The sequence below is a fragment of the Undibacterium sp. KW1 genome (assembly GCF_009937955.1).
GTDB lineage: Bacteria > Pseudomonadota > Gammaproteobacteria > Burkholderiales > Burkholderiaceae_D > Undibacterium.
Map to the genome: position 1 here is coordinate 5631046 of NZ_AP018439.1, position 26494 is coordinate 5657539.

At 50.3% G+C, this 26494-nt stretch carries 30 protein-coding genes; 8 read left to right on the top strand and 22 right to left on the bottom strand.

Translation table 11 applies throughout. The annotated features are described in order from the left end of the window. Position 1 precedes the first annotated feature (1 nt). The 11 genes from UNDKW_RS25350 to UNDKW_RS25400 form a co-directional block, all read right to left on the bottom strand. On the bottom strand, positions 2 to 655 hold the full coding sequence (locus UNDKW_RS25350) for a DUF882 domain-containing protein (RefSeq protein ID WP_162061012.1): 654 nt from the start codon (positions 653 to 655) through the stop codon (positions 2 to 4). An 8-nt stretch (positions 656 to 663) separates the two neighbouring features. Further along, complete coding sequence (locus UNDKW_RS25355) at positions 664 to 3225, bottom strand: type IV secretory system conjugative DNA transfer family protein (RefSeq protein WP_162061013.1); 2562 nt, start codon at positions 3223 to 3225, stop codon at positions 664 to 666. 103 nt (positions 3226 to 3328) lie between these two features. Further along, positions 3329 to 4117, bottom strand: a complete 789-nt coding sequence (locus tag UNDKW_RS25360; RefSeq protein WP_162061014.1) for a hypothetical protein — start codon at positions 4115 to 4117, stop codon at positions 3329 to 3331. A gap of 40 nt (positions 4118 to 4157) precedes the next feature. Continuing rightward, entirely contained in the window at positions 4158 to 5315 is a 1158-nt protein-coding gene (gene icmP / locus UNDKW_RS25365) for a type IVB secretion system coupling complex protein DotM/IcmP (protein ID WP_162061015.1), read from the bottom strand. Continuing rightward, on the bottom strand, positions 5293 to 5820 hold the full coding sequence (locus UNDKW_RS25370; protein WP_162061016.1) for a lytic transglycosylase domain-containing protein: 528 nt from the start codon (positions 5818 to 5820) through the stop codon (positions 5293 to 5295). Before UNDKW_RS25370 ends, icmP begins: the two co-directional genes overlap by 23 nt. Before the next feature lie 10 nt (positions 5821 to 5830). Continuing rightward, the gene (locus tag UNDKW_RS25375; protein ID WP_162061017.1) at positions 5831 to 6373 is read right to left on the bottom strand and encodes a hypothetical protein; all 543 of its coding nucleotides are present in this window, start codon (positions 6371 to 6373) and stop codon (positions 5831 to 5833) included. Positions 6374 to 6396: 23 nt separating this feature from the next. Further along, a complete protein-coding gene (locus UNDKW_RS25380) occupies positions 6397 to 6975 on the bottom strand; it encodes a hypothetical protein (protein WP_162061018.1) in 579 nt (192 codons plus the stop codon). After that, complete coding sequence (locus tag UNDKW_RS25385; protein WP_162061019.1) at positions 6972 to 7706, bottom strand: hypothetical protein; 735 nt, start codon at positions 7704 to 7706, stop codon at positions 6972 to 6974. The genes UNDKW_RS25380 and UNDKW_RS25385 overlap by 4 nt, the downstream gene beginning before the upstream one ends. A 5-nt stretch (positions 7707 to 7711) precedes the next feature. Further along, positions 7712 to 8329: a hypothetical protein gene (locus UNDKW_RS25390; RefSeq protein WP_162061020.1), complete on the bottom strand. Its 618-nt coding sequence runs from the start codon at positions 8327 to 8329 to the stop codon at positions 7712 to 7714. An 11-nt stretch (positions 8330 to 8340) separates the two neighbouring features. Then, positions 8341 to 8841: a hypothetical protein gene (locus UNDKW_RS25395; protein WP_162061021.1), complete on the bottom strand. Its 501-nt coding sequence runs from the start codon at positions 8839 to 8841 to the stop codon at positions 8341 to 8343. A 305-nt stretch (positions 8842 to 9146) separates the two neighbouring features. After that, a complete protein-coding gene (locus tag UNDKW_RS25400; RefSeq protein ID WP_162061022.1) occupies positions 9147 to 9920 on the bottom strand; it encodes a hypothetical protein in 774 nt (257 codons plus the stop codon). A 744-nt stretch (positions 9921 to 10664) separates the two neighbouring features. Between UNDKW_RS25400 and UNDKW_RS25405 the strand changes: the two genes are divergently transcribed. Then, entirely contained in the window at positions 10665 to 11531 is an 867-nt protein-coding gene (locus tag UNDKW_RS25405) for a hypothetical protein (RefSeq protein ID WP_162061023.1), read from the top strand. A 32-nt stretch (positions 11532 to 11563) separates the two neighbouring features. On the opposite strand, the gene UNDKW_RS25410 is transcribed toward UNDKW_RS25405, so the two are convergent. From UNDKW_RS25410 to UNDKW_RS25420, 3 genes are all read right to left on the bottom strand, one after another. Further along, on the bottom strand, positions 11564 to 11914 hold the full coding sequence (locus tag UNDKW_RS25410; protein ID WP_162061024.1) for a hypothetical protein: 351 nt from the start codon (positions 11912 to 11914) through the stop codon (positions 11564 to 11566). Positions 11915 to 12081: 167 nt separating this feature from the next. Next, positions 12082 to 12324 carry a hypothetical protein gene (locus UNDKW_RS25415; protein ID WP_162043613.1) on the bottom strand — a complete coding sequence of 81 codons (243 nt, stop codon included), beginning with the start codon at positions 12322 to 12324 and terminating at the stop codon, positions 12082 to 12084. An 82-nt stretch (positions 12325 to 12406) separates the two neighbouring features. After that, complete coding sequence (locus tag UNDKW_RS25420; RefSeq protein ID WP_162061025.1) at positions 12407 to 13246, bottom strand: hypothetical protein; 840 nt, start codon at positions 13244 to 13246, stop codon at positions 12407 to 12409. A gap of 460 nt (positions 13247 to 13706) precedes the next feature. Between UNDKW_RS25420 and UNDKW_RS25425 the strand changes: the two genes are divergently transcribed. After that, a complete protein-coding gene (locus tag UNDKW_RS25425) occupies positions 13707 to 14045 on the top strand; it encodes a hypothetical protein (protein ID WP_162061026.1) in 339 nt (112 codons plus the stop codon). A 91-nt stretch (positions 14046 to 14136) separates the two neighbouring features. Beyond that, on the top strand, positions 14137 to 14667 hold the full coding sequence (locus UNDKW_RS25430; protein ID WP_162043616.1) for a PH domain-containing protein: 531 nt from the start codon (positions 14137 to 14139) through the stop codon (positions 14665 to 14667). A 7-nt stretch (positions 14668 to 14674) separates the two neighbouring features. Here the strand turns inward: UNDKW_RS25430 and UNDKW_RS25435 are convergent, their stop codons facing one another. Further along, the gene (locus UNDKW_RS25435; RefSeq protein WP_162061027.1) at positions 14675 to 15364 is read right to left on the bottom strand and encodes a thiol:disulfide interchange protein DsbA/DsbL; all 690 of its coding nucleotides are present in this window, start codon (positions 15362 to 15364) and stop codon (positions 14675 to 14677) included. 299 nt (positions 15365 to 15663) lie between these two features. Here UNDKW_RS25435 and UNDKW_RS25440 point away from each other — a divergent pair, with 299 nt between their 5' ends. Genes UNDKW_RS25440 through UNDKW_RS25455 form a run of 4 tightly spaced genes read left to right on the top strand, consistent with a single transcriptional unit; the run spans position 15664 to position 18038 of the window. After that, the gene (locus UNDKW_RS25440) at positions 15664 to 16542 is read left to right on the top strand and encodes a hypothetical protein (protein ID WP_162061028.1); all 879 of its coding nucleotides are present in this window, start codon (positions 15664 to 15666) and stop codon (positions 16540 to 16542) included. Continuing rightward, positions 16542 to 16982, top strand: coding sequence for a hypothetical protein (locus UNDKW_RS25445; RefSeq protein ID WP_162061029.1), 441 nt, complete (start codon positions 16542 to 16544; stop codon positions 16980 to 16982). The genes UNDKW_RS25440 and UNDKW_RS25445 overlap by 1 nt, the downstream gene beginning before the upstream one ends. Next, positions 16979 to 17632: a hypothetical protein gene (locus tag UNDKW_RS25450; RefSeq protein ID WP_162061030.1), complete on the top strand. Its 654-nt coding sequence runs from the start codon at positions 16979 to 16981 to the stop codon at positions 17630 to 17632. The genes UNDKW_RS25445 and UNDKW_RS25450 overlap by 4 nt, the downstream gene beginning before the upstream one ends. Beyond that, complete coding sequence (locus UNDKW_RS25455) at positions 17622 to 18038, top strand: hypothetical protein (protein WP_162061031.1); 417 nt, start codon at positions 17622 to 17624, stop codon at positions 18036 to 18038. Before UNDKW_RS25450 ends, UNDKW_RS25455 begins: the two co-directional genes overlap by 11 nt. A gap of 75 nt (positions 18039 to 18113) precedes the next feature. Here UNDKW_RS25455 and UNDKW_RS25460 read toward each other — a convergent pair whose 3' ends face one another. From UNDKW_RS25460 to UNDKW_RS25480, 5 genes are all read right to left on the bottom strand, one after another. Continuing rightward, positions 18114 to 19553 (bottom strand): hypothetical protein, encoded by a 1440-nt coding sequence (locus UNDKW_RS25460; RefSeq protein WP_162061032.1) that lies wholly within the window; start codon positions 19551 to 19553, stop codon positions 18114 to 18116. Positions 19554 to 19665: 112 nt separating this feature from the next. Further along, positions 19666 to 19953: an IcmT/TraK family protein gene (icmT, locus tag UNDKW_RS25465; protein ID WP_162043623.1), complete on the bottom strand. Its 288-nt coding sequence runs from the start codon at positions 19951 to 19953 to the stop codon at positions 19666 to 19668. An 18-nt stretch (positions 19954 to 19971) separates the two neighbouring features. Continuing rightward, positions 19972 to 21225 (bottom strand): type IV pilus twitching motility protein PilT, encoded by a 1254-nt coding sequence (locus UNDKW_RS25470; RefSeq protein WP_162043624.1) that lies wholly within the window; start codon positions 21223 to 21225, stop codon positions 19972 to 19974. A 13-nt stretch (positions 21226 to 21238) separates the two neighbouring features. Next, positions 21239 to 22183 (bottom strand): type IV secretory system conjugative DNA transfer family protein, encoded by a 945-nt coding sequence (locus UNDKW_RS25475; protein WP_162061033.1) that lies wholly within the window; start codon positions 22181 to 22183, stop codon positions 21239 to 21241. Between the two features lie 19 nt (positions 22184 to 22202). Beyond that, the gene (locus UNDKW_RS25480; RefSeq protein WP_162061034.1) at positions 22203 to 22736 is read right to left on the bottom strand and encodes a DotD/TraH family lipoprotein; all 534 of its coding nucleotides are present in this window, start codon (positions 22734 to 22736) and stop codon (positions 22203 to 22205) included. Here UNDKW_RS25480 and UNDKW_RS25485 point away from each other — a divergent pair. Then, positions 22735 to 22899, top strand: a complete 165-nt coding sequence (locus UNDKW_RS25485; protein ID WP_162061035.1) for a hypothetical protein — start codon at positions 22735 to 22737, stop codon at positions 22897 to 22899. The two genes, UNDKW_RS25480 and UNDKW_RS25485, sit on opposite strands and share 2 nt — an antisense overlap. Positions 22900 to 23079: 180 nt before the next feature. Here UNDKW_RS25485 and UNDKW_RS30905 read toward each other — a convergent pair whose 3' ends face one another. Beyond that, complete coding sequence (locus UNDKW_RS30905) at positions 23080 to 23202, bottom strand: hypothetical protein (protein WP_255431526.1); 123 nt, start codon at positions 23200 to 23202, stop codon at positions 23080 to 23082. Between the two features lie 64 nt (positions 23203 to 23266). Further along, on the bottom strand, positions 23267 to 26302 hold the full coding sequence (locus tag UNDKW_RS25490; protein WP_162061036.1) for a type IV secretion protein IcmB: 3036 nt from the start codon (positions 26300 to 26302) through the stop codon (positions 23267 to 23269). Between the last annotated feature and the right edge of the window lie 192 nt (positions 26303 to 26494).

Consider the following 26494-nt stretch of genomic DNA (forward strand, 5'->3'; position numbering starts at 1 on the left):
ATCATGCCTTCCATAAATTCGGCTTTCCCACTACATCAGTGTGAACAAACCCACGTTTTTTATATAAGCCAACACCGCCAGCCCTGAGGCTGAGAGCGGCACCGGCGAGATCCTCGACACTGACACCATCCAGCCAGCCATCTGCAGCGCCAGCATAGACATGGCCAGAATCTGCTGCTGCGCCCTCAGTCTGGTCGTTGGTGACCCAGGAACGGTAACCAGAAGTCAGGTGGTAATAACCATGTATGCCCTGGTTAAACCAAAAATGGCTCTGCACCGCTGTGATCAAGGCTGCCAGGCGCATATCCACCTGAACTACCCTGCTGCTCCTGACATCCCTTAAAAACCAGCACAGGCGCTTGTAGCCTTCGGCATCGATACGGCCATCCTTACCCCAGAGCAAGAAGTCAGCCCGTTCAGCCGCATGCCACTTCGAGGCTTCGCGCGTCAGATAAAGACGGCGCAATATGCGCCCTTCGCCAGATTTCTCTGGATAGTAATAATCCGGCCTGAACAACTGCCCAGCTGCATCATTGGCAGCGCCCACCGTGGCAGGCAGGATCAGCCCCGCCGCAACAGCAAAGGACTTAGCCAGGAAATCACGTCTGGGTGACGGCACTGTGCTGGTATCCAGGTTGGCTGGCGGCGTGTACATTTGCATGCCTACCTGACAGCGTATTTCTTGCTGAATGCTTCTACCAGACTGCTTTTGCCGTTACGTTTTGCCGGTGTAGGCTGGCATGCATAAGAGGCATTGGCAACAATGGCATTGATGACATGCGCAGCATCATTTTGCGCCTTCGAGGCATCCACACCCAGGAGCCTGTCCATCGCCACCAGAGCAGCATGGGTATGCTGCTGGTCTATCAGTATCTGTGTTTGCGTGGCCTTGCCATATTTCTCTTCCATGGCATACAAATCACTCAGAGTCGTGGCTGTTTGCCAGCCTGTTTCATACGCATTTGCAGGTGCCAGTTGCTCGTGCATGCTGGCCTGTATATCTGCGGCCCAGGGGGCGACCACTGCCTTGCTGGCTTCATCCAGACTGTCATTGCTGCGGCCAAAAATGCTGATCACGGCACCGTCAAATTCCTGTTCCGCTGCTTTTTTCTGGCCGGATCGCTTGCCAAACAGAGTACGCGCGGTGCGCTCTCTGATGCCTGTTTCCTGTGCTGCCTGATTCTCTGTTTTCAAAGGAGCGGCACTGCTTGAGGGCTGGGCGACAACTGATGCACTTTCAGCGGCGGGCATGACCTTGGCGATGACAGCAGTTGCATCTGCAACTACCGCTTCTTTCGCAACCGCTACGTCTTTCTCTGCCTGCGCCTTAGCGACATCGGCTTTCTTTTTCAATGCTTCGGGCGACAAATCCCATTCTGCCATTTCGCCATAGGCAGGAGGCTTGACTTTGATGAAGTGATTCAGCCTGTATTTGGTCAAGAGATTGCGTTCATCGACCATGCCGCATGAGAACATGCGGGCACGGATAATCCTGGACTTGAACAGGATATGTGCTTCACCCGGCGTCTGCTCTTTCAAGTCTTGCAGTGAGCCGCGTGAACGCTGCTCCATGGTGGCATTCATATTGTCCATATAGTTGGTGGACATGCCGTTGGTGCTGGCTTGCATGCCGCCCATGACCATGACGTCAGCCATGCCTACAGACTTTTCAAAAATCTCGTAAGTGCGCTCGGCATCTTCGAGCTTCATGAAGATCTTGATATTGCAGTTGGCGGCGATGGAGGCAGCATCTTCCTTGGAAGCCTTCTCGAAGCCCGGCATATCCTGGCTGGCGAATACCATGCTGAAACCCAGGCTTCGTGCCTGCGCAGGCATGACGGCAACACCGGGCACGGCGTAGGCGCCATATTCATCAAGTATCGTCACGAACGGCGACGGTGCATTGGTAGGGCGGTTATCCAGCACTTCCATCTTGCTGCCTTCCATCTGCGCACCAAGAGTAGCTGCCATCATGTTTTTCAGACTCATGATGACGACTTTACCCAGATTGGCCAGCTCGTCCTGAGATTTTTCCAATGCGGGCAGCAAGACCACCAGGATGCGGCGGTTCACGACGACGTCGTACAGATCGACTTCACCAAGATTGGTTTTAAAGATATGACCCAGCGTATCAGACAAGGAACCAAGCACGCGGGTAAATTGCATTTGCAGATAGCCATGCTGTTCCAGCGTCGTGGCGGATTGGTCAGCACCTTTCTTTTCTACAAAGCCAGGCAGGGAACTCAGGTAAGCCTTGATGGCAGCCTGGGCGCGGTCAGACAATTTGATCGGCGTGCCATCGATAGGGTTCTTGCCATTCGATAAGGCGACGATGTATTTCAATTGCATGAAGTCACGTATGACTTCGACGTCCAGCAAGATACGGCCTGCATCGCGCAGGGAAACCAGAGCGATCATCAAGCCAGTCAGCAAGGAAATCGCACGGCCTTTCCACATATCACCGCTGCCGCCGGAATCGCCCATCAGGCCGACCAGCAATTGTGTCAGCGCATCAGACGCACCAAAAGCAAAGGGATTGATGGTATTCGATAACTTGGTCAGTTGCGGGCCTTCAATATCGCGTGAACCGGTACCAAAATTGATGATGAGGAAATCATCTTCCCTGCCCATTGCACGGCTCATGGAAAAGATCGTAGCAAACAGGCTGGCATCGCCTTTACCATCGACGAAGATAAAGCCTGAACCCTGCATCAGGGCGTTATAGGCCATGGACACGAGTGCCACGGTTTTACCACTACCGGTAGAGCCAAAGATCAGGATGTGAGTGCGCAGGTCATCATTATTGAACCAGAGTTCAGCATCATCTTTTTTGCGGTTACCAAAATGCGAAATGCCTTTGGCCCAGGTCGGCTTGTCGGTTGCAGGGTTGATTTCTTCAGGATCAATAATGCCTGAGCGTCCCTTGCCATCATTCGCAGCAGCGTCATAGTCAGTGGACATGGGCATGCGAAAAGGCAGGCTGTAATGCTTGAAGCTGGAGCGTATATACAGGAATAGCAGGATGCCGAATACGACAATGTATTCATGCCAGGTAGGTGAGATCATGGCGGCGGCGCCAATCACAAACATCAGTATGCTGGCAGCTTCCGGCTTGAAAAGAATATCTTCTTTAATTCTTTGTAACTGCGGACGCGTATCACGACGTCTGTGATGGGCCTTGACCTCATTTTCCGGCTCAAGACCTGCCTGTTGTGGTTGGGCCATACTTCCCTCAATACTCAATTATGTCGATAACATCTGCCAGTAACTACAAGGGCCGTGCACCTGTCATACACCTGCCCTTTTCACTCCGACACCAGGGCTGCCATTAAAAGCCGAAATTACCCTGGCTCTGTTCAGGTCTGGCTGCAGCACCCTGCGCAGGCGATGCTTGTGCAGTTTGTGCAGGCTCCATCGCTGTGCCAGGGCCACCGAGCATGGAGGATGGATCTGGCTGCGCTGGCATGGTTTGCTGCGGCTGGGCCATGAGCTCACTGCCGACAGTGCGGCTACGGTTGATGTTTTCCATCTGCCTTGCGACTTCCGGATTGCGCATTTCCATGCTGGTGGTAATTTCCTCCAGGGATTTTTGCGGTGGGCGCTTGATCATGGGAATGGTCAGCAGCAAATACAAGACGATAAGGACGCCGAGAATTTTCCAGAACCGGGTTTTCCTGGCATTCAGTTTTGCCAGCTTGCGCAAGGCAATACCGGCACTTTGCATATTCGTAAAGGAGGCAAGCACCATGCCGTGTTCCAGCCCGTTCCCCTGTCTGACGATGAGGTGATAGGCATCATTCTTCAAGTCACTGACCAGGCCACTTGCCAGCCTCGGCAGGACACGGTCAGCTTGGGCCGCAGGCGCCGGAGCAGGCGCTGCATCAGATTCACTGGCAGCGATGGGAGCTGCCTGCGGTGACAGGGTAGAACCGCTTTCTATGGAAAATATAGAAAAGCCCTGTTCTATGGATGGGAAGCGTATGACATTGGCCACTTCAACTTCGCGCGCACCTTCCAGCAAGATTTTTCCAAGCACAGTCAATTCATGCGAATTGAAGTTCTTGTTGACCTGTATAGCCTGATAGCTTTCAAAGCGATTGATCAGATTCTGTAACATTCCGTTTTCCTAAATAAAATCATATTGAATTCAAAAGCCATCACACCTGGCTGCCATAGGTATCGAGGTATTCATCAAGATAAGACTCCAGGCCATCCAGCGCTGTCTTGACATAGGGCCTCATTACTTTGCCACCTGACTGCAGCTCGGCCTGATAATGGGCAAATATGCCTGCCGATTCCATCCAGCAGGTACGGCGTCCCAGGGCATTGAACATATAGAACAGCGTGCGGTTGACTGGTTTGAGCCATAAGAATTCGGCTGAGGCCACGACACCACTGCTGCGTGCCTTGTCCAGCAGGGCCAGCATGGCAGTCGCCATATAGGCATGGCGCGCAAGTATCTTTACGATGGCTTCGGTATTTTTATATTTTTCAAAACAAGCCAGGCCCAGTTCAGTATCGAATTTTTCCAGTGCCAGCTTCACCGACAGATCATTGCTGGCAACACCTGCTGCCGTGCTTGATGCTGATAACTGATTCAATATCTTCAGCGCAGTTTTCTTGTCACCACTGATCTTGGCCATGAAAGAACCCAGCAAGGCTTTAAGATAGGGCGGCAAATCATTGAACGAGACAAATTTGGGGCCAAGCTGTCTGATCAATGCGACCTCTGCGCTGGCACGGTCAAGACGGCGCTTATCAACCGGCAAGCCACTGACAGGCGAAATCTCCTGATAGGTTTCCCATAACTGGTTTTTTTCTACCCACTCCTTGGGAGTCGTGCTCCAGGCCCAGCGGCCACTCTCCACTGGCACCTTCAGGAGATTGGCGTCCAGCACTGGTGTAATGCAGGGCCACAATGCCACTTCTTTTTTTGCCAGGCTGAACATATCCCAGCGGCGTTTGAATTTTTGCGATGGGTGTTTGAAGAAAATATAGACGCCCATGGCCACACATAAGAGCATCGCCGGTATCTTGGTGTATTTGCCGATCAATTCACCATTGGCGGCGAACTCACTGTACTCCACCTGACCGTAAGGTACGCTGCCCATCCAATCGACTGCCGCACGCACATCGGCATCAAACAAGCCTATCAACGGCCCGGTCACGTAAGAACGGAACAGGAAAACTGCGCCGACAATGAAACCCTTGCCGACAAACCAGAGTATCAATACACCTGCAGCAAACAGCAGCATGGCCCACAGGCCTTCGTTGGAAGTGTCGTTACCGGAATTACCTGCTTGTGGTGGCGGCATGCCCTGCTCCTGCGATTAAATATTCCCATCTGCCTTTGCTGGCATCATACAAAGCCAGTGACCGGAACCAGTTCAAAAATTCTGTGTCTCGTTGAATTGCCTGATATTTTTTATATACATTCCCTACGTAAGTGGAGCGGTAAGGCTCATTCGCCGAATGATATAAACCTATTGCACACCACACATCCGATTTGCAGGTGAGATACCTGAGCTTGAAAATATTCGCCCCTACATAGGCATTCAGGCAGTTATCTTTCAATACCCTGCTCAAGGGAATGCGATGCTCAGCCAGGTACTGCTTCCAGCTCGCATCATTGATCTGGAAACGGCCATAATCTTGCGTACGGTTGGCATTGCCTGAAGTACGTACCGATGAACCGCGCTCCTGCGCATAAATCGCCAGCAGTGCCATGGCTGGCACCTTGTAATACTCAGAAGCACCTTTAATACAGGAGTAAAAGGCTGGCTCAGAGCTGGTATCTACTGGCGCAATATAGGCATCCACGAACCTGTCCTCAACTATTATTGTGGTTCTTGTTCAGATCGATGACCTTGGAAGACTCTTCTGTACGCTTGCCCGCATCGGTTTCTTTTTTTTCGCTCAGCCCGGCACTGATTTCCCTGACACTTTCAGACAGGAAGGGAAACAGTATTCCCAGATACTCGGCAAATGAGAAAAGAGCGCGGTGACGTATCTGGGTCAGGCGAAAATGGGCGACCAGCCATCTGGTACCTATCATCAGCATGACTGCCATGGAAGTCACCAGATGTGTGACAGGGTTTTCTGAATATGGGGAACCGCAGGCAAACAGGAAAGCGATTGCTGTCAGCAAGGCATATATAGTCGTTTCTTTTTTCCGGTATGCCAGAAATCCGGCAATATCATCCTCAGTCCAGCCAAGGCGCTCCTGCGCTTCATTGAAACTTTCTTCCCTCTCCGAACGCGCACTGGTAAACAAGCGCTTGAATGCGCTCCGGGTAATACCTGCCGCTTTCTGTGCATCGCCAGAAGGAACAAGTTTGCGCCTGAGTGGCGATGCTTCTTTTTTTTCCGTCATTGGAGCTCCACAAACAGCAGCGATTAAGTATTTTCCGTTACAGGCTCAGGCATGGGCGTAAGCACCATCTGGAATAAATCCAGCAAGCCGTTGGCATTGACTATTTTTTTTTCTTCCAGTTCTTCCAGCAAGCGCCCATCATCTATCTCAAAACGCCAGTCTTTCACTTTACGGTAACTGTACTGATGCATACGTTCGATAGCGTCATGTACAAACAATAAAATCACGGAAGGCGACACCAGCAGGCCAGCATCTGAAATCTGTGCACGATAACCCGTGCGGCTCTGGAAACTGGGATCAGGAATCCAGTCTATGCCAAAACCCGGGGCCAGCGTGTCTTGCGCTGGCGCGACGGCATAGTCGCCTTCAAAAAAGGTATCTTTATAGTGCCGCTCCGCCAGATACAGCATGGCGGGAAACAAGCCCTCTTCGCCATATACCCAGTCATTTTCACTACGGCCATAGACGATGCCATCATGGACACGACCATCCGCATTATTGGCAAAGAAAATATACTGTGGCGCAAGCAGAGACTCCATGGTCTCGCGCAATACAGGCAGGGCATTGATGTTGCCTGCTGCGCTCGTGACTGCTGCATTCATTTGGCACGTATCTCCAGAATTTTCAATTCGCAGACCTGATTCATGGCATCCAGTGCCAGTTTTTTATCGACCTTGCCTATCAAACCCAGTTGCACTGCACGGTTTTGCGGAGAAATGTAGTACTGGTCTTCAACCAGAGTGCCAAACAAGGTACTGATGTACTGCATGGGCTTGCTACCCGCTTCACGGACAAAGGGAAGGCGCATGACCTGCTCACTCAACTGCCGGGCTTTTTCTTCATAAGGCGGGAAAGGCTCGCCACGTGACCCGGCCAGCAATGCGCCCATGGCAACGTCAGAAAAACCCGCGCAGATCTGGCTGGCCTGTGCCATGGAAAACACGGAAGGAACACCACTGGCTGCATCTTTTTGACCAAACGGGTTTTGCGCAGCAGCTCCAGTAGCAGGCGTGGTCGTGGCATTTCCACCAGCCAGCTCCTGCGGTGCGCCTGTGGGTTTGGACATATCCAGGGCCGGTACTGCAGTATTCGCCTGAGCATTGCCAGACAAACCAAAATCACCACTTACCGTCGCCGCAGTCTCACCACTCTTGCCACTATTACCAGATATGCCGGCATAAGCCACCACTGCACAAGAAAGTACGATCAGCAGCAAAGCTGCAAGGCCAGCATATTGCAAGACTTGAGGCTTGCCACCGCCCGCAGGGACATACATGCGCGTGCCCAGCAACAGCAAACCCAGGATAAAGAAAGAAGTAGCCGCGTAAACCATGGGCTTTATTTACCTGAACGGAAATAGTCAGCGAAGGCCGTCTTGCCAGCCGCCCTTTCCGCTGCGATACGCTCCTGCTCATCACGCTGCGCTTCAGCAGCTTCGGCCATCGCATCTCTGAGTTCTATACGGATATAACGCTCTTTTTCAAACACCGTAATCTGCACACTTTTTGCACGCAAGCGTTTGGTGTCTTGATATTGGTGGAAATTATTTCTTCCCTCATCGGAAAAATAAGCCAGGTCTTCCATGGCGGCATACAGGTTGCCAACAAAGCTGCCATCAGACTGCACGTAGGGGTCCCAGCCCAGCGGGATGCGGGATTCAAAGCGGAAGGCATAACGATGCGCCCAGGCATCCACATGCTGCCCCAGAGTCTGGCCACGTTCATAAAACCAGGTGTAATTCATGGTCACGGGATCTGCTTTGGCATGGTCTGCAGCCAGCGCAGGCTCCAGCTTCATGTCGCGCATGAAGGGTGAAGGCGACTTCGCCGGTAATTCGACTATGCCCTTGAAATTGTTTTCTGGAATAACTTCACGATACTGCGCTGTTGTTTGCCGCGTGGCACAGCCCGACACTGCGAGCGCTGTCATCACTACCACCGTAGAAAAAACTTTCACCTGTCACTCCTCTATACAGCGAATCCGACTTGATAATCCAGCGATACCGGCACACGTTCTATTAAATTCACCGCGTAACCACCCGACTGCTCCAGCTTGACCAGACCGCAGCCATCGCGAAACAGGAAAGACATCGCAAAGGCCTGCTGCCCATCCGAGCCATACATGCCAACTGCCCTGGCTATCATTTCATTCATGACATAGCGGGTGTTCACATGCAGGGATTTGATGTCATAGTCCAACACAACTGCGGCAGACACCGCAACATCCACCTGCAACTGCCCGTCTGGTCTTGACAGAAAAATCATGCAGTTGCGAAAGCAAAATGGTGCAATCACTTCTGCATCCAAAATCATCTGCACATCCAGCAAATATTGCACACAGAGTTGCACTGCTTTTTGCAGGGCAATCGTTTCTGCAGGCTTTATAAGCACGGCCTCTTCACCAGTGAGCAGATTCGATTCCAGGTTCACAGCAAACGCTCTACGCAAGTAAATTAAAAAAGCAGCCATTGGCTGCTTTACTGTTCAATACAGATATATGTGACTGGTGTATGCACCGGCTTTCTGCATGACCAGATCAGACTGGTTGCAGGCCGGACGAATGCAGACTCAAGATGCTTTCATGCAACCTGCCACACCGGGCAGGCAATCTGGCAAAACATCTCGGTCAGTTGATTGTCCATTCATTCAATTGTGCACGTATCCGGCGCAAAAGCAGGACAAAGAAATCATCAACTTTACATTCGCATTTTGTGGCGCAGGCAGCAGCACCACCCCATATATGAGACAAAGTTTAGGCGAATGAAAATCAAAAGTCAAACGATTTTCCGCAAGTACCTTTCAGACATGGGGAAACCTTCTGCAAGCAGGGCTGTGACGGCGTGGTCGTGCTCTTCCAGGCGATTGCATTTGATCGCCAGTTCGGCAAAATTTGCCGAAAAAGCAGGAATGGAACCGCCATATCTGGCATCAACTATCCAGTTGACGAACTTCTTTAAATTCCCACTGGCAATCTTTTTTTCCGACCACTCTTTGACACGCTCAAAATTATGCAGAACCAGAAGCTCAGGACGCGGCACCTTGACGACAAATTCACCGATGGGGTCGGAACATATCTTGTCTTCGTAAAACTCATAATCACCATTGGTCTTGAGCATTTCATACGGAGGATGCAGGGATTGCACCAGCATCAGTTTAATATCGCCCTCACCCAGCTCCAGACCATAAGAGTACTCACCTGCGACAAACACCAAGGGCGGCCCCGATTCAGACTTGATCGCTTCCAGCGTGAAAGCACTTGAATAACATAGCCCCGTTGCATTCTTGAAATGCAGACTGGCCAGGCGTATCGCATGCCGCATCAGAATGGCCTTGCCATCCGCCATCTTGTCAGTGGGTATATATACGCCGTGCGCCACACGTTGTATCAGCGCTTTTTGTGCCAGGTAGTAACTTTTATTTTTTGCGATATTGGTGCCGACTATCATAAGCTCGGGAAACACTTCATCCACCACCTCCTCCTTGGCAGGTGACTTGCGTCGTGCTGTCACTTTCGCTATTTTCTCAGGCACAGTTTTACTTGATTTCAATTACAGACTTCCTCGACAAAAACAATGATTACGAAACGGAACTCATTTAGTGAGCATGGACGAAATGCGTCCTAGTATATTCTGAATCAGGGCTCGTCCAGCGATTCGTATACACACTTAACAACACCTGCCTTTCTTTAATGTGCAGACACACCATGAAGTATTTGCATTTTTTACTTTGACAGGTAGATAAAAGGCAGACATGCATGCATTACTGCACTCACTTTTGAGCCATGTTATGGCCTTTGCGGCGAATATCAGACGTCATTGTGTTACATTTTGTAAGACGATCACAAGGTCCATGCCAAGAGCGCACTTATGCCCGACAATGTAGCTCATGAAAAGTCGTGCGCGTGCTTCACAAATTTAGCTATGTCAACGAATCCGCTCACAGGACGTTTTTGATGAGCGTTGCGCTTGCTCCTGAATTCAGTCTGGAAATAATAAGCTTGCGTTTTTACCGGTTGATTTTTTGAAAAACGCCCTCATTTGCACGCGGTATATCAAAAAAATTTGTCGCACTCATTCCTCTGGATATGAGTGACATCAGAGCAAACAAATTGATTTGAATTGGTGCGTGTACGGATACTTGCATCGCTTGATATTGATGACTGCAATGAAGCAAGACATGAAACACAGCAGCGCACGCGGCCGGATGGTCAGAGTTTGACTTTCCTACTTTAATTTCGTAATATCTCGCGTGCTAAAAATAAAAAATTGCTCGAATGGAGCAAGAGGACAAAGATGAGTGGCTCAACTATCGATCTTACGGAGGAAGATATTCTTGATGTACTTCGCCGTAATGGAGTTGATCCTGAATTTGTCTCTCCAGAGCAACTAGACCGCATTTTTGAATATGTTGAATCGGAAGAAGACCGCGTTCTTTCGGGGGTACTTTACTTTGAAGACCCCAAGCAAATTCAAATGTATGCGCGTGTCGAAATCGCCAATATATTGCGCGAAAAGGGCATACTCGAAATCAAGCCCGAGCTTGCCATCACAGTCACCGGTGCCTGCCTGATCAGTACTGATATTTTCGAGCGCTACAATAAAATTCGTGCCGAAGTTGAAAAACTGGAAAAATTCGGTAATGTTGCCATCACCATTAATCCTGGTGTCGATGGTGACAAATCGGCACATCAGATCAGTGTAGATATTCATGAAGTCGCATTGGAGAACGTCAATGCGGCCTCTCTGATCACCGATGCGCTGTCAGAAATTTCCAAGCGTGCCATGCTGGGCGGCAGCTTTCAAGTCAACTTCATTGAACAGCGCGAAGACACAGCAACACATCAACGCAATATTGATAGCGGCATCATGCCAGCCAAACTGGAAGTCATTGATTTTGGTTACGGCAGTGATGGCGATGAAAAGTTTGCAGAACGCACCTACAAAGACGTGGAAGGTGATTTCTTCACACTGCGCCGTGAAGCAGGCGGCTATTCCCAGTTCAGCGTGATAGGCCCCTACCAGAATGCCAGCGACAAGAATGATGCGACTGTCAGCACACTCAATGGTGATAACTGGACCAAGGTAGAACCTGAACTGTTTGAGTTAATCAATCAAAAGCTTGAACAAACTGCCACTGCCAGAAGCACACCAAAAATGTAATGCAAAAGTGCAGGCATTTATCTGGCTGCCACCTACTTTTGCCTTACCTCTTTCGCGCTCACTGCACTCTTCTTGCTATCGGCAATGGCCTGAGCTACTGACTTGGGTATTTCTGTGCTTGAACTGGTGGCATAAAATGGCCAGGGGCGCGATGCCGGGCATTTATACTCTATCGTTTTCTTATCTTCGGCCAGGCGCCAGGCTATCCTGGTCTTGGCTGACAAGCCCCTGCAATCGCCAACGGGATTCAGCACCTCAGCAGCCGCGATCTCGCCCTCATACCTGAAGGGATAGGTAAAACGTTCAATGGCGGCGGCAAAGAACCACAGCGTTGCCATCAGCAACCAGATTCTGACGAATAAAACAAGATCCGAAATTTTCATGAGGCAAGCCAAGCAGGCAAATTTGGTAGAGGGTATGAGCCGCGACGAGTGCGCACGCAAGCAATCACGGCAGACAGATTATCTGCCTTCCTCATTTTACTTACAAGCAGGCTGCTACCCTGATACAACATCAGGCAGCTAGCGCATGAGACCTGCCAGTGTCCGGCTTATTTCATCGACAATGCAGCATCTTTCGCCAGTGATTTGACTGGCGGTTCTGTAACTGAAGACATCAGCATCTTTGAGGGCGTGAATGGCATATCCATCTTGCCGCCCTTGTCGAGTTTGCCCAGCCCCTCTTTCAACACCCCGGAAGACATGACAGACTCTGCCAGTTTTTCCACGCCTTTTTCCATCACTTTTTGACCTACATATTTTGCGGCCATGCTGGCCAGGACTGGCAATGCCATACATCCTCCCTATATAAACGTTAAATAAATGCAAGCCATTAGCGCCAAAATTGAACACGAACCAGCTCCCGCAGGACCTGCCTCAGGCGCGAATAGACTCCCGCCGCCCCAGAGCAGCTCCATACAGCAAGCCCTCCAGCCTGAAATAAGTCTGAATCTCGCGCACCATGGGTGCATCTGCTGTTGACTTTGCAATCACGTGCAAGAGGCGCGATATAAATCCAGGTTCAGGCAAATGCCCAGGGTCTGACTGCTTGAAGAACACAGCATCCACCATGGAAAACAATTGCATTTCATCCTGATTCAAAAACGCATCACTGCTGGTGACCACGACAAAAAAAGCTGCCAGCACCCTGCACAAAGAATAACTGCAAGCACTCTCATTCGCCTCTGCAACGTTGACAAATTGCAGAGCCAGGACTTCCAGGCCCGCAACATCCTTGTTCCGCAGAAAAGCCAGCAAAGCAGCCTGATAGGCTTCACGCGACAAGCCATGGCAGACATGTTGCACGCTCTTGTACAAGCCATCCTCAATGTCCCAGAACACATAAGGAGCAAAGAAATTGCCACAAGCCGGTGGCAAGCGGCCTGAGACATCAGACAACAGCAAAACCTCTTCATAAAAAAACAAAGTAGGCCCCGCACCAAAGCGTACGGCATCTCTCAGATATGAAGTCAGTATCGTCATTGAGCGCTTGAATGCACGCACCTCCCGCGTTCCCAGTACGGCTTGTGCAAATGTATGCTGGATTTCTTTGGCGAATACCGTAGGTGCGACAAATCCGGCGACCCGCAACATATCTGTCGCATAAGACAAACCTGAATACACTAAAGGGTCTGGAGTACCGGCATTATTCGAAATGATCTTTCCCACATCACCGAGTGCAGCAACCGCACTTTCAGTGGCAAGGGAAGAAACCATATCAAGTTCATGCCGCCACATCAGTCTCAACCTTTTCAGTCATTTGAAAATACGACAGTTAAAAAAGCCAATCGAGGCTCACGAGAATAGTGCATCTGACATCGTCACTCAGACAAAAACCCTGGCAACATACCCCTTCCGGCGCAACAAGCACTGCAAGCTCACATCAAGCCAATGATTATACAAACAAAAGTAACAAAATCAAGAATAATATATTTGCAAACAATTCTAATTATTGCCCCCTCTTGGCCGTGGATAATCAGCCAATGGCGGCAAAAAGAATGAATGGAAATTAAAAACTTGCTTGAAATATGCAGAGTATTACTAAATAATAGTCAATAAATTCAAGAAAAATGCTGATGACCGGCGTCCGGTTGCAATCAGCGTTAAGCAAGAAGACGCTGCGCAAATGCTGAACTGGCAGTCTGCGCCCCTTCAGACCAAGCAGGCCGCAGACAAAATGAATAATTCCAGCCAAGCAAGAGCAAGTACGAACTTAGTCAGACCTGGTGACACTGAGCGAGCGCCTGACCTCAAAGACCCGAATATCACGCCAGGCAGCATACTCGACATGGATGCTGATGGTCGCCGCGACACCAAGGAGATGAGCCTGCACGCCTTGTGGCATTTGCGGCATGGTGACGCCATGCTCAATGGGCAAGTCGCCCACCCCACGCAGAATTGCGTGCTGGCGCTACCAGAATTGCTGCCCAGCACCAATATTCCTGCCATACCCACACCAGTGCCAACGCCATATAAGGATATGTGCGCACCAACACCTTATGAAGACGAAGAATAATTGCGTTTTTTTGCATTTATATCCGGCATGCCCAGTCCTGAAGCAATAGAATAAGCTTTCGTCAGTTGCCTCCCTATAAACAAGGATATGAATGAACGAGCAATACAATGAAGAGAGCATGCCATGCCCGGTATGCCGCGAAACCATTAAAGTTGGCGCCTTAAAATGCCGCTTCTGCAATTCCAATCTGAAAACGGCTGCGGTCGATCAAGAGGCAGAGACAGAACATGTTCTGTATTCAGGACACCCTGCGGTCATCTATAGCGCCTGGCAATGGCTGGCCGTGATCTGCACTCTCGGCATTGCCTTTATTTATTACTGGATGGAGAGTATCTCTGTCACTTACCAGATCACCACCCAGCGCATCAAGATAGAGCACGGCGTATTGTCCAAATTAATGGAAAGCGTGGAACTGTTCACGATAGAACATTTTGATGTCTACAAGCCCCTGGGCATGCGCCTGGCGGGTTATAGCAGTATCAGGCTCAGGTCATCCGATGCCAGCTCGCCGGTCATCAGCATCTATGGCATTGATGACCTGGAAAAACTGGCCGACCAGTTGCGTGAATGCTCCCTGCGCGAACGCAGCAGGCGCAAAATCACTTCGATTATCCAGACCTGATCCCTGCTCAAAATGCCGATGGCTTGCCGGCATTCTTAGTATAAAACTCTTTCACCTGACTCAGCAAGGCGGCTTCGACCGCCTGGTTGTCGGCATACTCTTGCGGCAGGATCAGCGCGCGATTGAACAGGATGAACACAGGCACCGAGTAAACCCCATATTGCCTGGTCAGCATTTCGGCACGGTTCACGTCTGCCTTTATTTCAGCACTCTTGATGGTAGTGACGAATTCAGCCACCGGTACAGCCTCTTTTTGCAAAAAACTGCGGATAGAGTCAGGATCACCCGCATTCAGGCTTTTGTCCTGGATGGCGATAAACAGTTTGGCACGCAATTGATGCTCCAGCCCCATTCTGCGCAGTGTGTAAAAGATCGCCGCCTCTCTTTCACCCACCTTGCTGTCATTACGCCAGTTGGCAGAAAAAACTGCCGGTATCTGCTCGAACGCATAAATGCCTTGTTGAAACAACACAGATTGCTTGGCCTGCCAGCTATTAACGCTGGGCTCAACAGCACGGCAGTGCGGGCAGGTGTACATGAAGAACTCAAGAATCTTCTTGTCTTCGGGCTGGGCTGCCATGGCTGCCTGCATCAATTCCTTGGATTTACCAGTGTCTGTACAGGCAAACATCAGGCCGGAAATCAGAAAAATTCCAGAAATCTTAAGAAACATCTTCCACATAGTCTTGTTTTGCATTTGCCAGTCCAAATTTCACTGTAGTTTCAAGATTGCATTAGCTATCAATGCAAATTTGACGAATAAATGAAATAGTAATGCATTTTCCGGTTAATGATTCTTTTCCAATAGCGATTTATTTTGTATTTATATTGAGTTAAACTCTCATGATTAAATGAAAATATTCATTTGGGTATTTTGTGCGCGTGCCTGCCAGCCAGGCTTGTGCGCCCGGCATATTCATGCGCTATCGGCACGCAAGACATCTTGCCGGAGAGCCGCCTGGCTGAAACTGTGTAAAAGAATAAACGAGGTCGCGAATGGAGTATTGGAAACTGGCCCGGTGGCCACATTGGGCTTCAGGCTTTTTCGCCCTGATGGGGATTTTCTATGCAAGAAAGCTGTTTGACACCAATTATCTCGCCATTTCTTTCTGGTTCTTTTTTCCTTTCCTGCTGGCCGGTATCGCTTCCGAATTGCTGATCACGGCGATCAGCCTGAAAAAAAATGTACGCCTGTTGTCTGATACTGAAAGACAGTTGTCCCGGCACTTCGACTGGAAAGTCATTGCCTGCCTGGCTATCGTGCTGTTTGTCACGGCAACCATCCTGTCCAGTGTATATACCAAGGGCATCCATAGCAGTTGGTTCATCATGGCCATGGCGGCACTGGCGCTGATCTATGGTCTGGTATTGCGTCAGGTATGGCTGGTCGATGCACTGAGCTTTCCTCTGTTTTATCTGATCCCCGCAGTTGCTGGCACACTTGACACCATGCTGCCACTGTTTGCAACACAGATTGTGCTGGTCTATATGTTCGGCGTCATGGTGTATTCGGTCAGGCTGACCTCGATGCTGGAAGTCTCCACCATGACCAATGAAGACCATAGTTATACGATGGCAGGCGGCATCTATGACCGTCACCTGATGGCTTATCTGCTGGGCCTGAGCGGGGCCACCTTTGCACTGGCCATGGCATATCACCTGATAGAGCAAGCCAGCAGAATGGGGCGCGCTTCGCTGGTCATCATCCCACTGATGATCTACGTGATCACCCATGTGACACAGCATTACCGGGTGTATGTGAAGGGCCAGGGTCCCGAGAAAAACTTCCGCGAAGTAGTGTGGAATCTACGTGTCAAGCTGTGTAGCTGCAGTGCGCTGGTTTTACTCGCTATCGCGGTTAACTGGGGTATCTGATGGCTTCCAAAGCACGTGTCAGCCTGGTATTGCTGAGCTATCTTTTGCTAGGCGGGCTACTGTTGGCAATGCCAGTCTTATTGCTGGTCGTAAAAAACATTGCGTATCGTTTTGAAATACTGGCTGGCTTTTACGTTTTGCTCTTTTTTGCATTTGTGATCAGAAGCTTCATGCTGGGTGGTGGCCTGGATTTGCGTCTGACTACCCAAGTCAATGATGTCTATGGTGCCAGCCTGAAAAATAAGCCGGACCGGTTTGTCGATTTGCAATGTATGAGTTTACTGCGGGTCTTTGGCGTGTGGCTGGTATTTCCAGCAGCATGGACATCAAAAATTATTCAACAGGCTGATTTATTCCTGGCCTACGAACTGAGCCTGGATGCATGGATTAATCATGCCCCGGTACCACGCCTGATCAGTGAAGAAGGGGAGACATTTTGAGTTACGCACTTTTTCTGCACACGCTGGAACAAAAGCGTGATGAAGACGGCCATGCTGGCTGCTACAGGGACGACGCCATCAGGGCATTGGCACAGGATGATATCTCATCCATGTTGAACAAGGAGCGCGGTATGAATATCCGGGAGGAAGGCACAATGGCGAAGAACAGGCTGGAAGAATTGAACCAACTTTTACAATCAGGCAGCAAACCTGACTTCTCTGCTTCAGATGCGGCCTGCAACCCGCAATCATTTGATGTCAAGTACGCCGGGGCTGTGGAGCGCTGCAATCTTTTCCTGATACAAAAACAATTAACCAGTCTCAATACCCAGGCTGCCCGTGTGGATGCTGCAGCCAGGCTGACGGGTATTGATACCAAAGATATCAAACCAGAATCACTGCAATTACCCGAAAACCAGACACTGCTCAAGGAACTGCAGACATTCCGGAAACTGAGCATCAATATCGCTGGATTGCTGGCCTTTGATATTTCACGCCAGGAACGCTCAGAACATCTGCAAAAGAACATACAGCAAATCGGTGTCAAAGCCAGGGAAATACTGAATACCCTCTCCCCCATCCATCATGAGTTGAGGCTGGAAACAGAGGATGCGAAACAGGCCAATACGGGAATCAGAAATGGAAATTGAAAACGCATGCTTTTACCTGATCAAGGACAAGGGTAGTGAAAAAATCGTATTCACGCTGTCAGATGGCGTTAAAGACAGATTGCGCTTCATTGAGAATATGAGTGCAGGCCTGGAAGAGTCTTTTGACCCGGCTGCATCTACCATCGTCCGCCGCATAGGCAATGCCACTGAAATCTGGGAAGACGAATTCTCAGCAAAGGTGCTGGGCATCCTCGTCAATGACGGCCTGGAACTCGATACCCTGGAATCCCTGCAACTGGTGCAACTGATACGCCAGCAAGGACTGGCTTTAGGCGATTTGAACGGCATACGTGGCCTGGTCGCCCAACTACATGAAGAACGTCGGGAAATTGAAGCTTCGCGCAGTAATTTATGGCACAGCTTTGCGCATCGCTCCGCCATCTGAAGTACATAAAAAGTAAATAAAAAAAGCACCGCATTCATTTATTTTGCGGTGCTTTTTTGTTTGTCTATGCTCTGTTTAGTCGGTGACGATAATCAAGCGCCCCAGCAACCTTGACTCCACCTGACGGATACGCTTGCCGGTAGCAATTTCGATTTCACGCAAGGCACCATCAAAAGTACCAAAGAAGGTACCGCCCATCTTGATATCCTGATCCTTGGTCTGGTAAGAGAGCGAGTAACCATTCTTTGATGCCAGGCGCAACAGTGCATTGCGCAAGGTTTTGTCATTCAATGAAATTTCCCATTTGGTGCGGGAAGCCTCCTGCACTTCCACATTCGCCTGCACCGGGAAAGAGATCACGCTGCTATTGGCTGTGGTCGTCGCTACCTCTGTGATGACATTATTATCGACTACTGATGAAGTAGCTTGTGCCTCTGCGGCAGCAAACCTGGCCTTGGTCATAGCTGGTTTGGCCTCATCTGCACCTGCAACTGCTGCGGGCAAATCCATCCTGCTCATTCTATAGCCGCCTGCGGCAGGCCGCGGGAAACGGTAGTCAGCACGCATCATTCTGGTGGCAGAGGTGGGTTTGGCATCGCCATCTTCAAAGCTGATAGGTTGTGCAACTGGCTTGGTCGTGGTCGCATCCTGAGGAGCAGATGAGGGCTCAGGCTTGACCTGCTGGCTGCGGGCATTCAGTTGCTCAAGCTTTTCACGGTATTGTGCCTCCAGCGCTTCGAGTTGCGCCATTTTTTCCCTGGTTGCCTGCTCCACGCGCTGGTTGATCATGCTGTCTATCGTGCCATCAGTTACCTTGACACCAACACTGGCGCTGCCGCGATTGTCGCCGACTTCACCCAGTGCACGCACGGGTACATCCACGCTCGCAATCGGTACTGCACGCGCTTCTGTAATCGCAGCGTGCGCCGGTTGCAGACGCAAAGCGATCAGAGGCTCAGGTGTCTCAAATTGCTGCCTGACGGTCACATGACGCAGTATGCTCTTGTCCTTGCCCTGGCTGAGCAACTGAGATGCGTAGTTGCGGTTGGACATGGGTGCCAAAGTGATTTCACGGCTTTCCCAGTTGATATCGGCAATCAGCTTGTGCTTGAGTAGCACACCATCGAGTGCAATCACCCAGGTCTGGGCACTGTTCCACTCTATCTTGTTCCGCAGATTCACGCCTTTCAGCGCGAACACACGCCAGCCCTGGCTTTCCGGCACGATACCGCGCAAGCCTGTGAGCATATCGACACCCTTGTTGGCAGCCACCGGTATCATCACCATGTCCATGTCGATGTGACCATGATGCAGGGTATTGGCGGTTGCGCCCACTACCCGCTCTTCACGGACATCAACCACTTTTCTCTGCGCACCAGATATCTGATAGACATAAGGCGTATTGGAATTGCTGACGACCTCAAAGCCCGCCAAGGCAACCGGCGCATAGGCCGCAAACCCAGTGGCAAAAATACTGGAAACCAGAATGCTCAATAAATTGCGTGGATATTTCATCAGTAATTACTCCGGTAGCGCAACGCTACAAAAATTAAATTCTTATTTGATGCCAAGACTCATACACCATCCAGGGTACATGCCGACATGGCACATGAGTCTCAAAGCAATGCTAACTACGGTAACGCTTCATTTCATTCCAGTTTTTTGCATAACGGACCTTGCCACCGATAAAGCAACGCACCAGGCGAAACACCACCATTGGTGAATACTTGAAACGTTCCAGTATCGTCAATGCCACAATCACGGTAACAGCCACTACAAAGGTGAACATATTGGCGTGCAATAACCAGAACACCAATGGGAACACTGCAACATAGTTAATACCCAGGAAACGCAACTCCCTGGCAGAGTCACGCCAGATTACTTTCGCGGTGCCGTCATCTATATTATTTGCCATCTCAACTCCTTGTCAGGGTCAGTCACTGCCCAGCATGCGTTCTGCCTGGCTGGCACTGACTTCATATTTTTTGTATTCAATCTCGGAAATCATGCCTTCACGGTAGTAACGCCTGGCCTCATCTACCAGTAGCTGCTTTCTTTCCTTGACGATAGAGTGCGTCAGGAAGGGCAACATGTTCACATCAGCGCCTACCTGCTCTATCAGACGAGTCTTGACCTCATCATCAAACACAAGATACTCACGCAAGGCGATACGTTTGAAATTACCGTCATCATTTTTTTCTGTCGAAGCAACCAGGCGCTGAGTCAGGATCACCTTGGTGGTATCGATCAGATCGACCATCTTGGATACCCGCTCTTCATGCGGGAACACATTCACCATGCGCTTCCAGGTCTGTCCTACCGAGTTGGTATGCAGGGTGGAATACACCGCCTTGCCCACCTGCGCCGCCATAATCCCGGCATTGATGGTTTCATGATCGCGCATTTCACCGACCATGAGGATGTTCGGATCACGGCGCACTGCATTACGGATAAATTCTGAAAATGATTTCAGGTGGCGGCCTATCTCGTGCTGGGCCACCATTGATGAATAGCGTTTGCATTTATCGAAGACAAATTCAATAGGATCTTCACCCGTCAATATGCGTTTGTTCGACTCCGGCTGTTCCAGGATGTAGCGGATGACCGCCGCCAGTAAGGTAGTCTTGCCTGAACCGGTTTCTCCCGTTACCAGCACCAGGCCAATTTCAGGGAACAGTTGCTCCATCAGTTCAGGAGGCAACTTCATGGTAGAAATTTCTGGCGGGTTTTCCTGCAAAGGACGCATGACGATTTCTACACCCGGCCCTGAAGGCGAGAGGCAACCGGTGGCATTCATACGAAAGCGTACGGATACGCCACGCTGCCCTTCCAGTTTTAATTCATAGGCATAGTCAATCGCTTCACCGCTACCGAGTTTGGATGGACCATTGGTACCATAGACCTCAGTGACGATGGTATTGAGTTCACTGGTTTCCAGGCTGCGCTTGGTGAGTTTGAAGATGGGCTTGCCTACCCTGACCTTGACCGGGTCACCCGTCTTAAGATAAATATCAGATACACCTATGTCCAGGCAATGCTGCAGTAATCTGCGAAAAGAGTTTTGCTCAAAGGTATTGGGCACATCCTTGAATGCATAACGTGCTTCGACCGCTTCGCGATCGAAATTGACATCCTGGTTTTTTGCTGGCTTGGGAGCAAGTGCAATGGGCTGTACAAGCGCGGACATAATTAACTCGCTATCAAAAGCTGGGGAACAGCATCCAGTCGTTAGAATTCAAATTGAATTCAGGGCGCTCGGTAATCGTCAGCGTAATATCATCAATCGATATGCCGGTCTTGCCATTGCCAGTGACACCAAGGCGATTGCGCGAGACAAAGGGCTTGGTCACCAGGTTTTGCAACAACAGATACTGATAGCGCTGCATGCCGGAAAAATCTTCATTCAGCATCGCCAGATTTTGCCGGTAAATCGCATTTGCCTGATCGACACCCTTGTCCCAGCCCTCTGCCAGTGCCAGGTTCCAAACCCGCTTTTCTTCATCACTTTTAGGGAACAGGCTGGGGTGCACATCATTGCCTGGCGTACCGGCATCAAACACCAGATAATTTTCCCAGATAGGAATGGTGGTGATCAGGCGTGCCTGCTTTTTGATGCGGAAGCTGGCCTTGGAATAACGCAACACATCACCCTGACCATCTTTGTCGCTCAACAGGTTTTTTGCACCCAGTATGACAGGTGGTTGCATGACGCAATTTTCGTTAGGACGTTCAGCAATCAGTTTTTGCGAGTAACGGTTTTTTTCTTCCTTGCCGCAATCGAGCATCAATGGTGCAAAGTTGAATATCCGGTCCATCTCTGAACGGTGGCGGTACAAAAATTCCTTGATCAGAATAGACCTGGCAACCAGGCCATTGCGTATGCCCAGGCCATAGGCAGCTTCACGCACGGCAGCTACACGCAGGTCGCGGATATCACTACCCTTGAACGGATCATCTTCACTGCGCTTGGCCTTGGCAATATTGTCTGCAGAAAAATCATCCAGTGTCGGCGCGGCAGATTCTCTGACCGTGTTGCCGGCATTCAGATTCACAGTGACGGGCTCACCTTTGCTATCGTAGGCAAAGGCAGAGGCGCCACATAGTGCAAGCAAGGATACAACAGCAATTTGACTTAATTTGAACATACAAGACCCGTTATCAATATTAGTCAAAGAAGCGAACCAGCACTTTTCTTCTTGCTTCATCGACCACGATATCTGCACGTGAACCTGCCTGCAAACCGGCATCGCGCAAGATGGAAGCGATGGATTGTTCCCTGGCATTGATCTTCACCATGACAGGTATGGCGGGGACGCTGCCTTCAGGCTGCATGTATTCATAGCCAGAACGTATTGCCATCTGACGTGCCACTTCCTGTATCGGCCCGGCCTCCCAGACAAAGCTGATTTTTGCCGTCATGCCATAGGGTTCTTTGGTATTGGCCGCCTTATCCATCTTCACCTGCTGCGCGGGCGAGAGCTGGGCTTTTTCAACTGCGACGCGGGTATTGCTCGCTTCTGCGAGCAATTGCGAATTGCGCTCTATCGCATCGGCAGTTGATAACAATTGCTGCTGCAAAGTCACTGTCTCTGACAAACGCGATTTCTGGTCTTCTGCCACCTTGGGATTTCTCGTCTGGCAGCCAGCCAGGGTTGCAGAAACAACTAACAAGCTAACAGCAAATTTGATCTGGTTCATGGATGAAGTCTCTGAGTTGCAAGCGCGCATTCAACGCGCAACATGTAAAGCCCTGTTGGTGCAGGATTTTCATCTGCACTGGTCTGGCATGCTATTGAAAAACCTGTTTATTTCCATTTCTACGAATGAAAATCAAAATAATACGAAAACTTTAAGACAATGATAGCATAAAATATTTGCAGATTTTGTTGAAATTAAAGCTCTGAAACAGAGTATTTTTCAGGGTGCAGCAGATTCTGATTTTCTTGCAACGGCGTGCGCACTCACCCTGCTGGCCGCAAGATTCAGGCAGACCCAGACATGCATTGCTTGCAGGAAAATTGAGAGCAAAGCATGATTGAATTTACTTGCGACAAACAGTGCCGTCGAAGGATGCTGCGCAAGCAGAGAAAACAGGCATTGGCAGACTATCCACGGCATCAGCCGCAACCAGCATGATGGGCGTGTCGCCAACAGTCATCAGCATGCTCACACCAGAACGGACAGCAATTGCTGTCCGTTTTCAGTTCAGTTACTTATGTTTGATTCCGCTATACCAGTGCTGCTGCCCGCTTTTTCTCTTCATGGTCTTTTTTATGGGAATACGTCAGCAGTTCCTCAGCCATGGCTTCAATGATATTGGTGTCGTCATCTTCACCTATCATGCCGGTAGCGGATTTTCTGGCGAGCTCCCGGCGTTCTATCTCATCCATGGCTGAACCGTCAGGGAAGTTCTCTGCCAATACCCTTCTGGCCTTGGAAGACCCGATAGCACGGTAGAGCCTGTCCCTGAGGATGGTGTCCTTGCGCGTGGTTGAGAATGCCCATAATTCCATGGGGCCGACAGTGTTGGTCAGCAATTGCTCGTTCCTGTGTTTCTTGGTCGAGAAAATTGCCAGGAAAGTCGAACCACCAGAACGCGGCGGGTGAACGCGGCCAGACTCCAGCGCATGACGGGCGGTTTTTGACAAACCAAAACGGTCACCAATTTCCTTGACCTGGGCGGCATCACCACCATCCAGTACAAAGATGGACGTCGCAAACTCCACCATCTCTTTATCAAAGTCATTCATGGATTGCGACAGCAGGCAAACCTGCACGCCCCACTTACGACCTTCACGCATATATACCAACACCTGGTCACGCACCACCGGTGAATTTTCTGTCCTGTGGAATTCATCGAAGACAACCCGTTTAGGATCTTCCTTGATTTCATCGACGCGGCTCTTGTGGTAAGCCTTGTACAGAGGACGGCATTCCTGCAAATTCTCTTCATTGAAGAAGAAGTTGCGGGTACCTATAAACTGGCCCAGCATATACATGATACCGGTACGGCGGTCGGCAGCAGCGCCACCTGATTTAGCCACTTCATCCAGATCAATCGCGACAATGCGGGTGTCACCAATATCGAACCTGGTAGTTGATGTCAGTACCGGATACTCACGCAAGACTGACTGTATCATGCGCGAAAACGCATCGACGATGGTTTCGGAAGTCGCCGTCTTTGGTTTGGTATACACGTCCCTGAAAGACTGATCCTGCACAACCGATGTCAGGTCATTCATATTGGGGACGGCAAAGCGCTGGGCCAGGATGGCTTCATGCACCATGCCGTGCCTGAACAATTCGTCGGTGATGTCCCACCATGTAGTAATTTCGTCAGTGTGCAAGCCCAGCGACCTGACGGCTGCATCGACTTTTTCATCCTGATGCTCAGAGTAACGTTTGGGGCTTTTCTCTGGCGAATAAAGGCGGTAAGCTTCATCGACCACCATGCCGCAAATATCCGGCATACCATCGTAGGGCTCGGTCTTACCCATGGGCATGGTCAACAGGGTCAGCAAGTTCACCAGGAATGCGCGCTCTTGCGGTATCGGGTAGTGATAGCCAAGCTGTGTATCAAAGGGATTGACGGCATATTCCGGCGTCATGCGCAGGCGGAAATAATTGGCCAGATGCTTGAGATTCGGTGGCAGGGCATCCTTGACCAGGGAAATCAGACCGCTTGATGAAGGGCCGATATCAATCACGGAAATGCGTGGCAGGCGCTTGAGGCCAGGCATCACGCAAATTGCCCAGTTCAACATGTTCGACAGTACAGACTTCCCCGAACCTGGCTTCGCGAAAATAATATCAATCCAGGTCGTTTGCTTGCTGGAGCCAGGCTGATAAGGCCACAGCTTGCCATCCGGGGAGCGGAATAATACTGCGCCTTCTTTCCACGACGATGCCGGACGCTGCAGTGGCATCATATAGACGATGTCCGGCAATGGAGCTATTGCAGGCGTACCCATATTCTTGGTCGAGAAGCCGACCAGAGTGGAGGCAACGCCCTCGAACGGGTCGCCACTCTTGTCGAACACTTCTATGCCGCCCCAGCCTTCGATGGCGCGCGCCAGTCTTTGTTCACGGCTGCGCAAGAGTTTTTCTTCACCGACTGGTGCCCAGGTGGCAAACGACATCGACACTTTGACGACAGTGCCGCCTTCCATGTCCTGATAATTCTGCAAGGCCTGCACCGCATTATTGGCCAGTTTGTTGTTTGCTGAAGCAAAGGAGATCAGCGCCGCTATCATGGATTTCATACCAAATCCGCGTACGCCGCCACCTTCCATCATCATCGAATAACGCCATGGCAGGTCCGCCTCCCTGATGCGGGCAAACAATCTCTGGAAGGTATTGATGTCTTTGGGGAAGAGATAGACATGCACAGGCGCAATGATGCGGTCACCTATGCGCAACCACTTGCCATTCAATTCTTCTGCATCACGCGGCATGATCTGGTGTTCTATGCGCGGATACAGGATGTCTGAAATATCGCGCGGATGTGGATTTTCAAAAGCACGCGGAGACAGCTTGTCACCCAGCAACCTTGGCCTCCACAATTCGTCGGTGTAATCAGCGTCGTAAGACATGCGTGCCACACGCAAGGCACTATGCGCATCAAGGATTTCACAATCCAGACCGGCTGTCTCCAATTCCAGCTTGACTGAACGCTTGAAAGAACTGTGTCTGTCGCGCAGTTCACGGATCGCGGCGAACAGGTACTGGCTGTGCTTCATGACGGGCACATTATGGTCTTTGTTGAACTGGACTTTTTCTTTGTTCGCTGAAGCGGATTCGGCCTTGGTCATGGATGATCCATGAGTCCACAGCACAAGGTAGCATTCTTCATGCGAGGTATATTGCGACATGTGCGCCACTTTGGCATCGAACATGTCCTGCACATCCATTTGCAGGTTCCTGGCTGTTTCCCTGGAACCATCAAGGGCATAAGTGATGTCGCGCACCACAAAATCTTTGTCACAGCCAAAGACGATTTGCATATGGTGGCCTGGATTACCGAAGAAAGCTTCTATCCCCTGCATCAGCGAGCGGTGAATGGAAGCAAATTCTTCCACGCCAACCAGAAACCTTGCGCCATCGACCCGTATAAAACTGATCAGGGAGCCGTCTTTGGCGACCAAGGTGCTTTCATCGTCTGTAGTTTCCAGTTCACAATAAACAGAAGCAGAGCTCCTGAACATGGAGCCTGCCCAATAGACGAATTCATCAACACCTTCAAGAACAGAATTTACAACCGACATACATACTCCGATCAAATAGAACTTATTGCATATGGGTGATCAGCACTTTACTTTTTGCATGGATAACTGTCCACCGCATAAGAACTTGCCTGGCATCGCGTTTCTGTAAGCGTTTCTACAAAAAAACCCCGCAGACAGGGCCTGCGAGGCTTTTTGCTGGCTTTCAGAATTTCATGCTATACGGACAAAAAT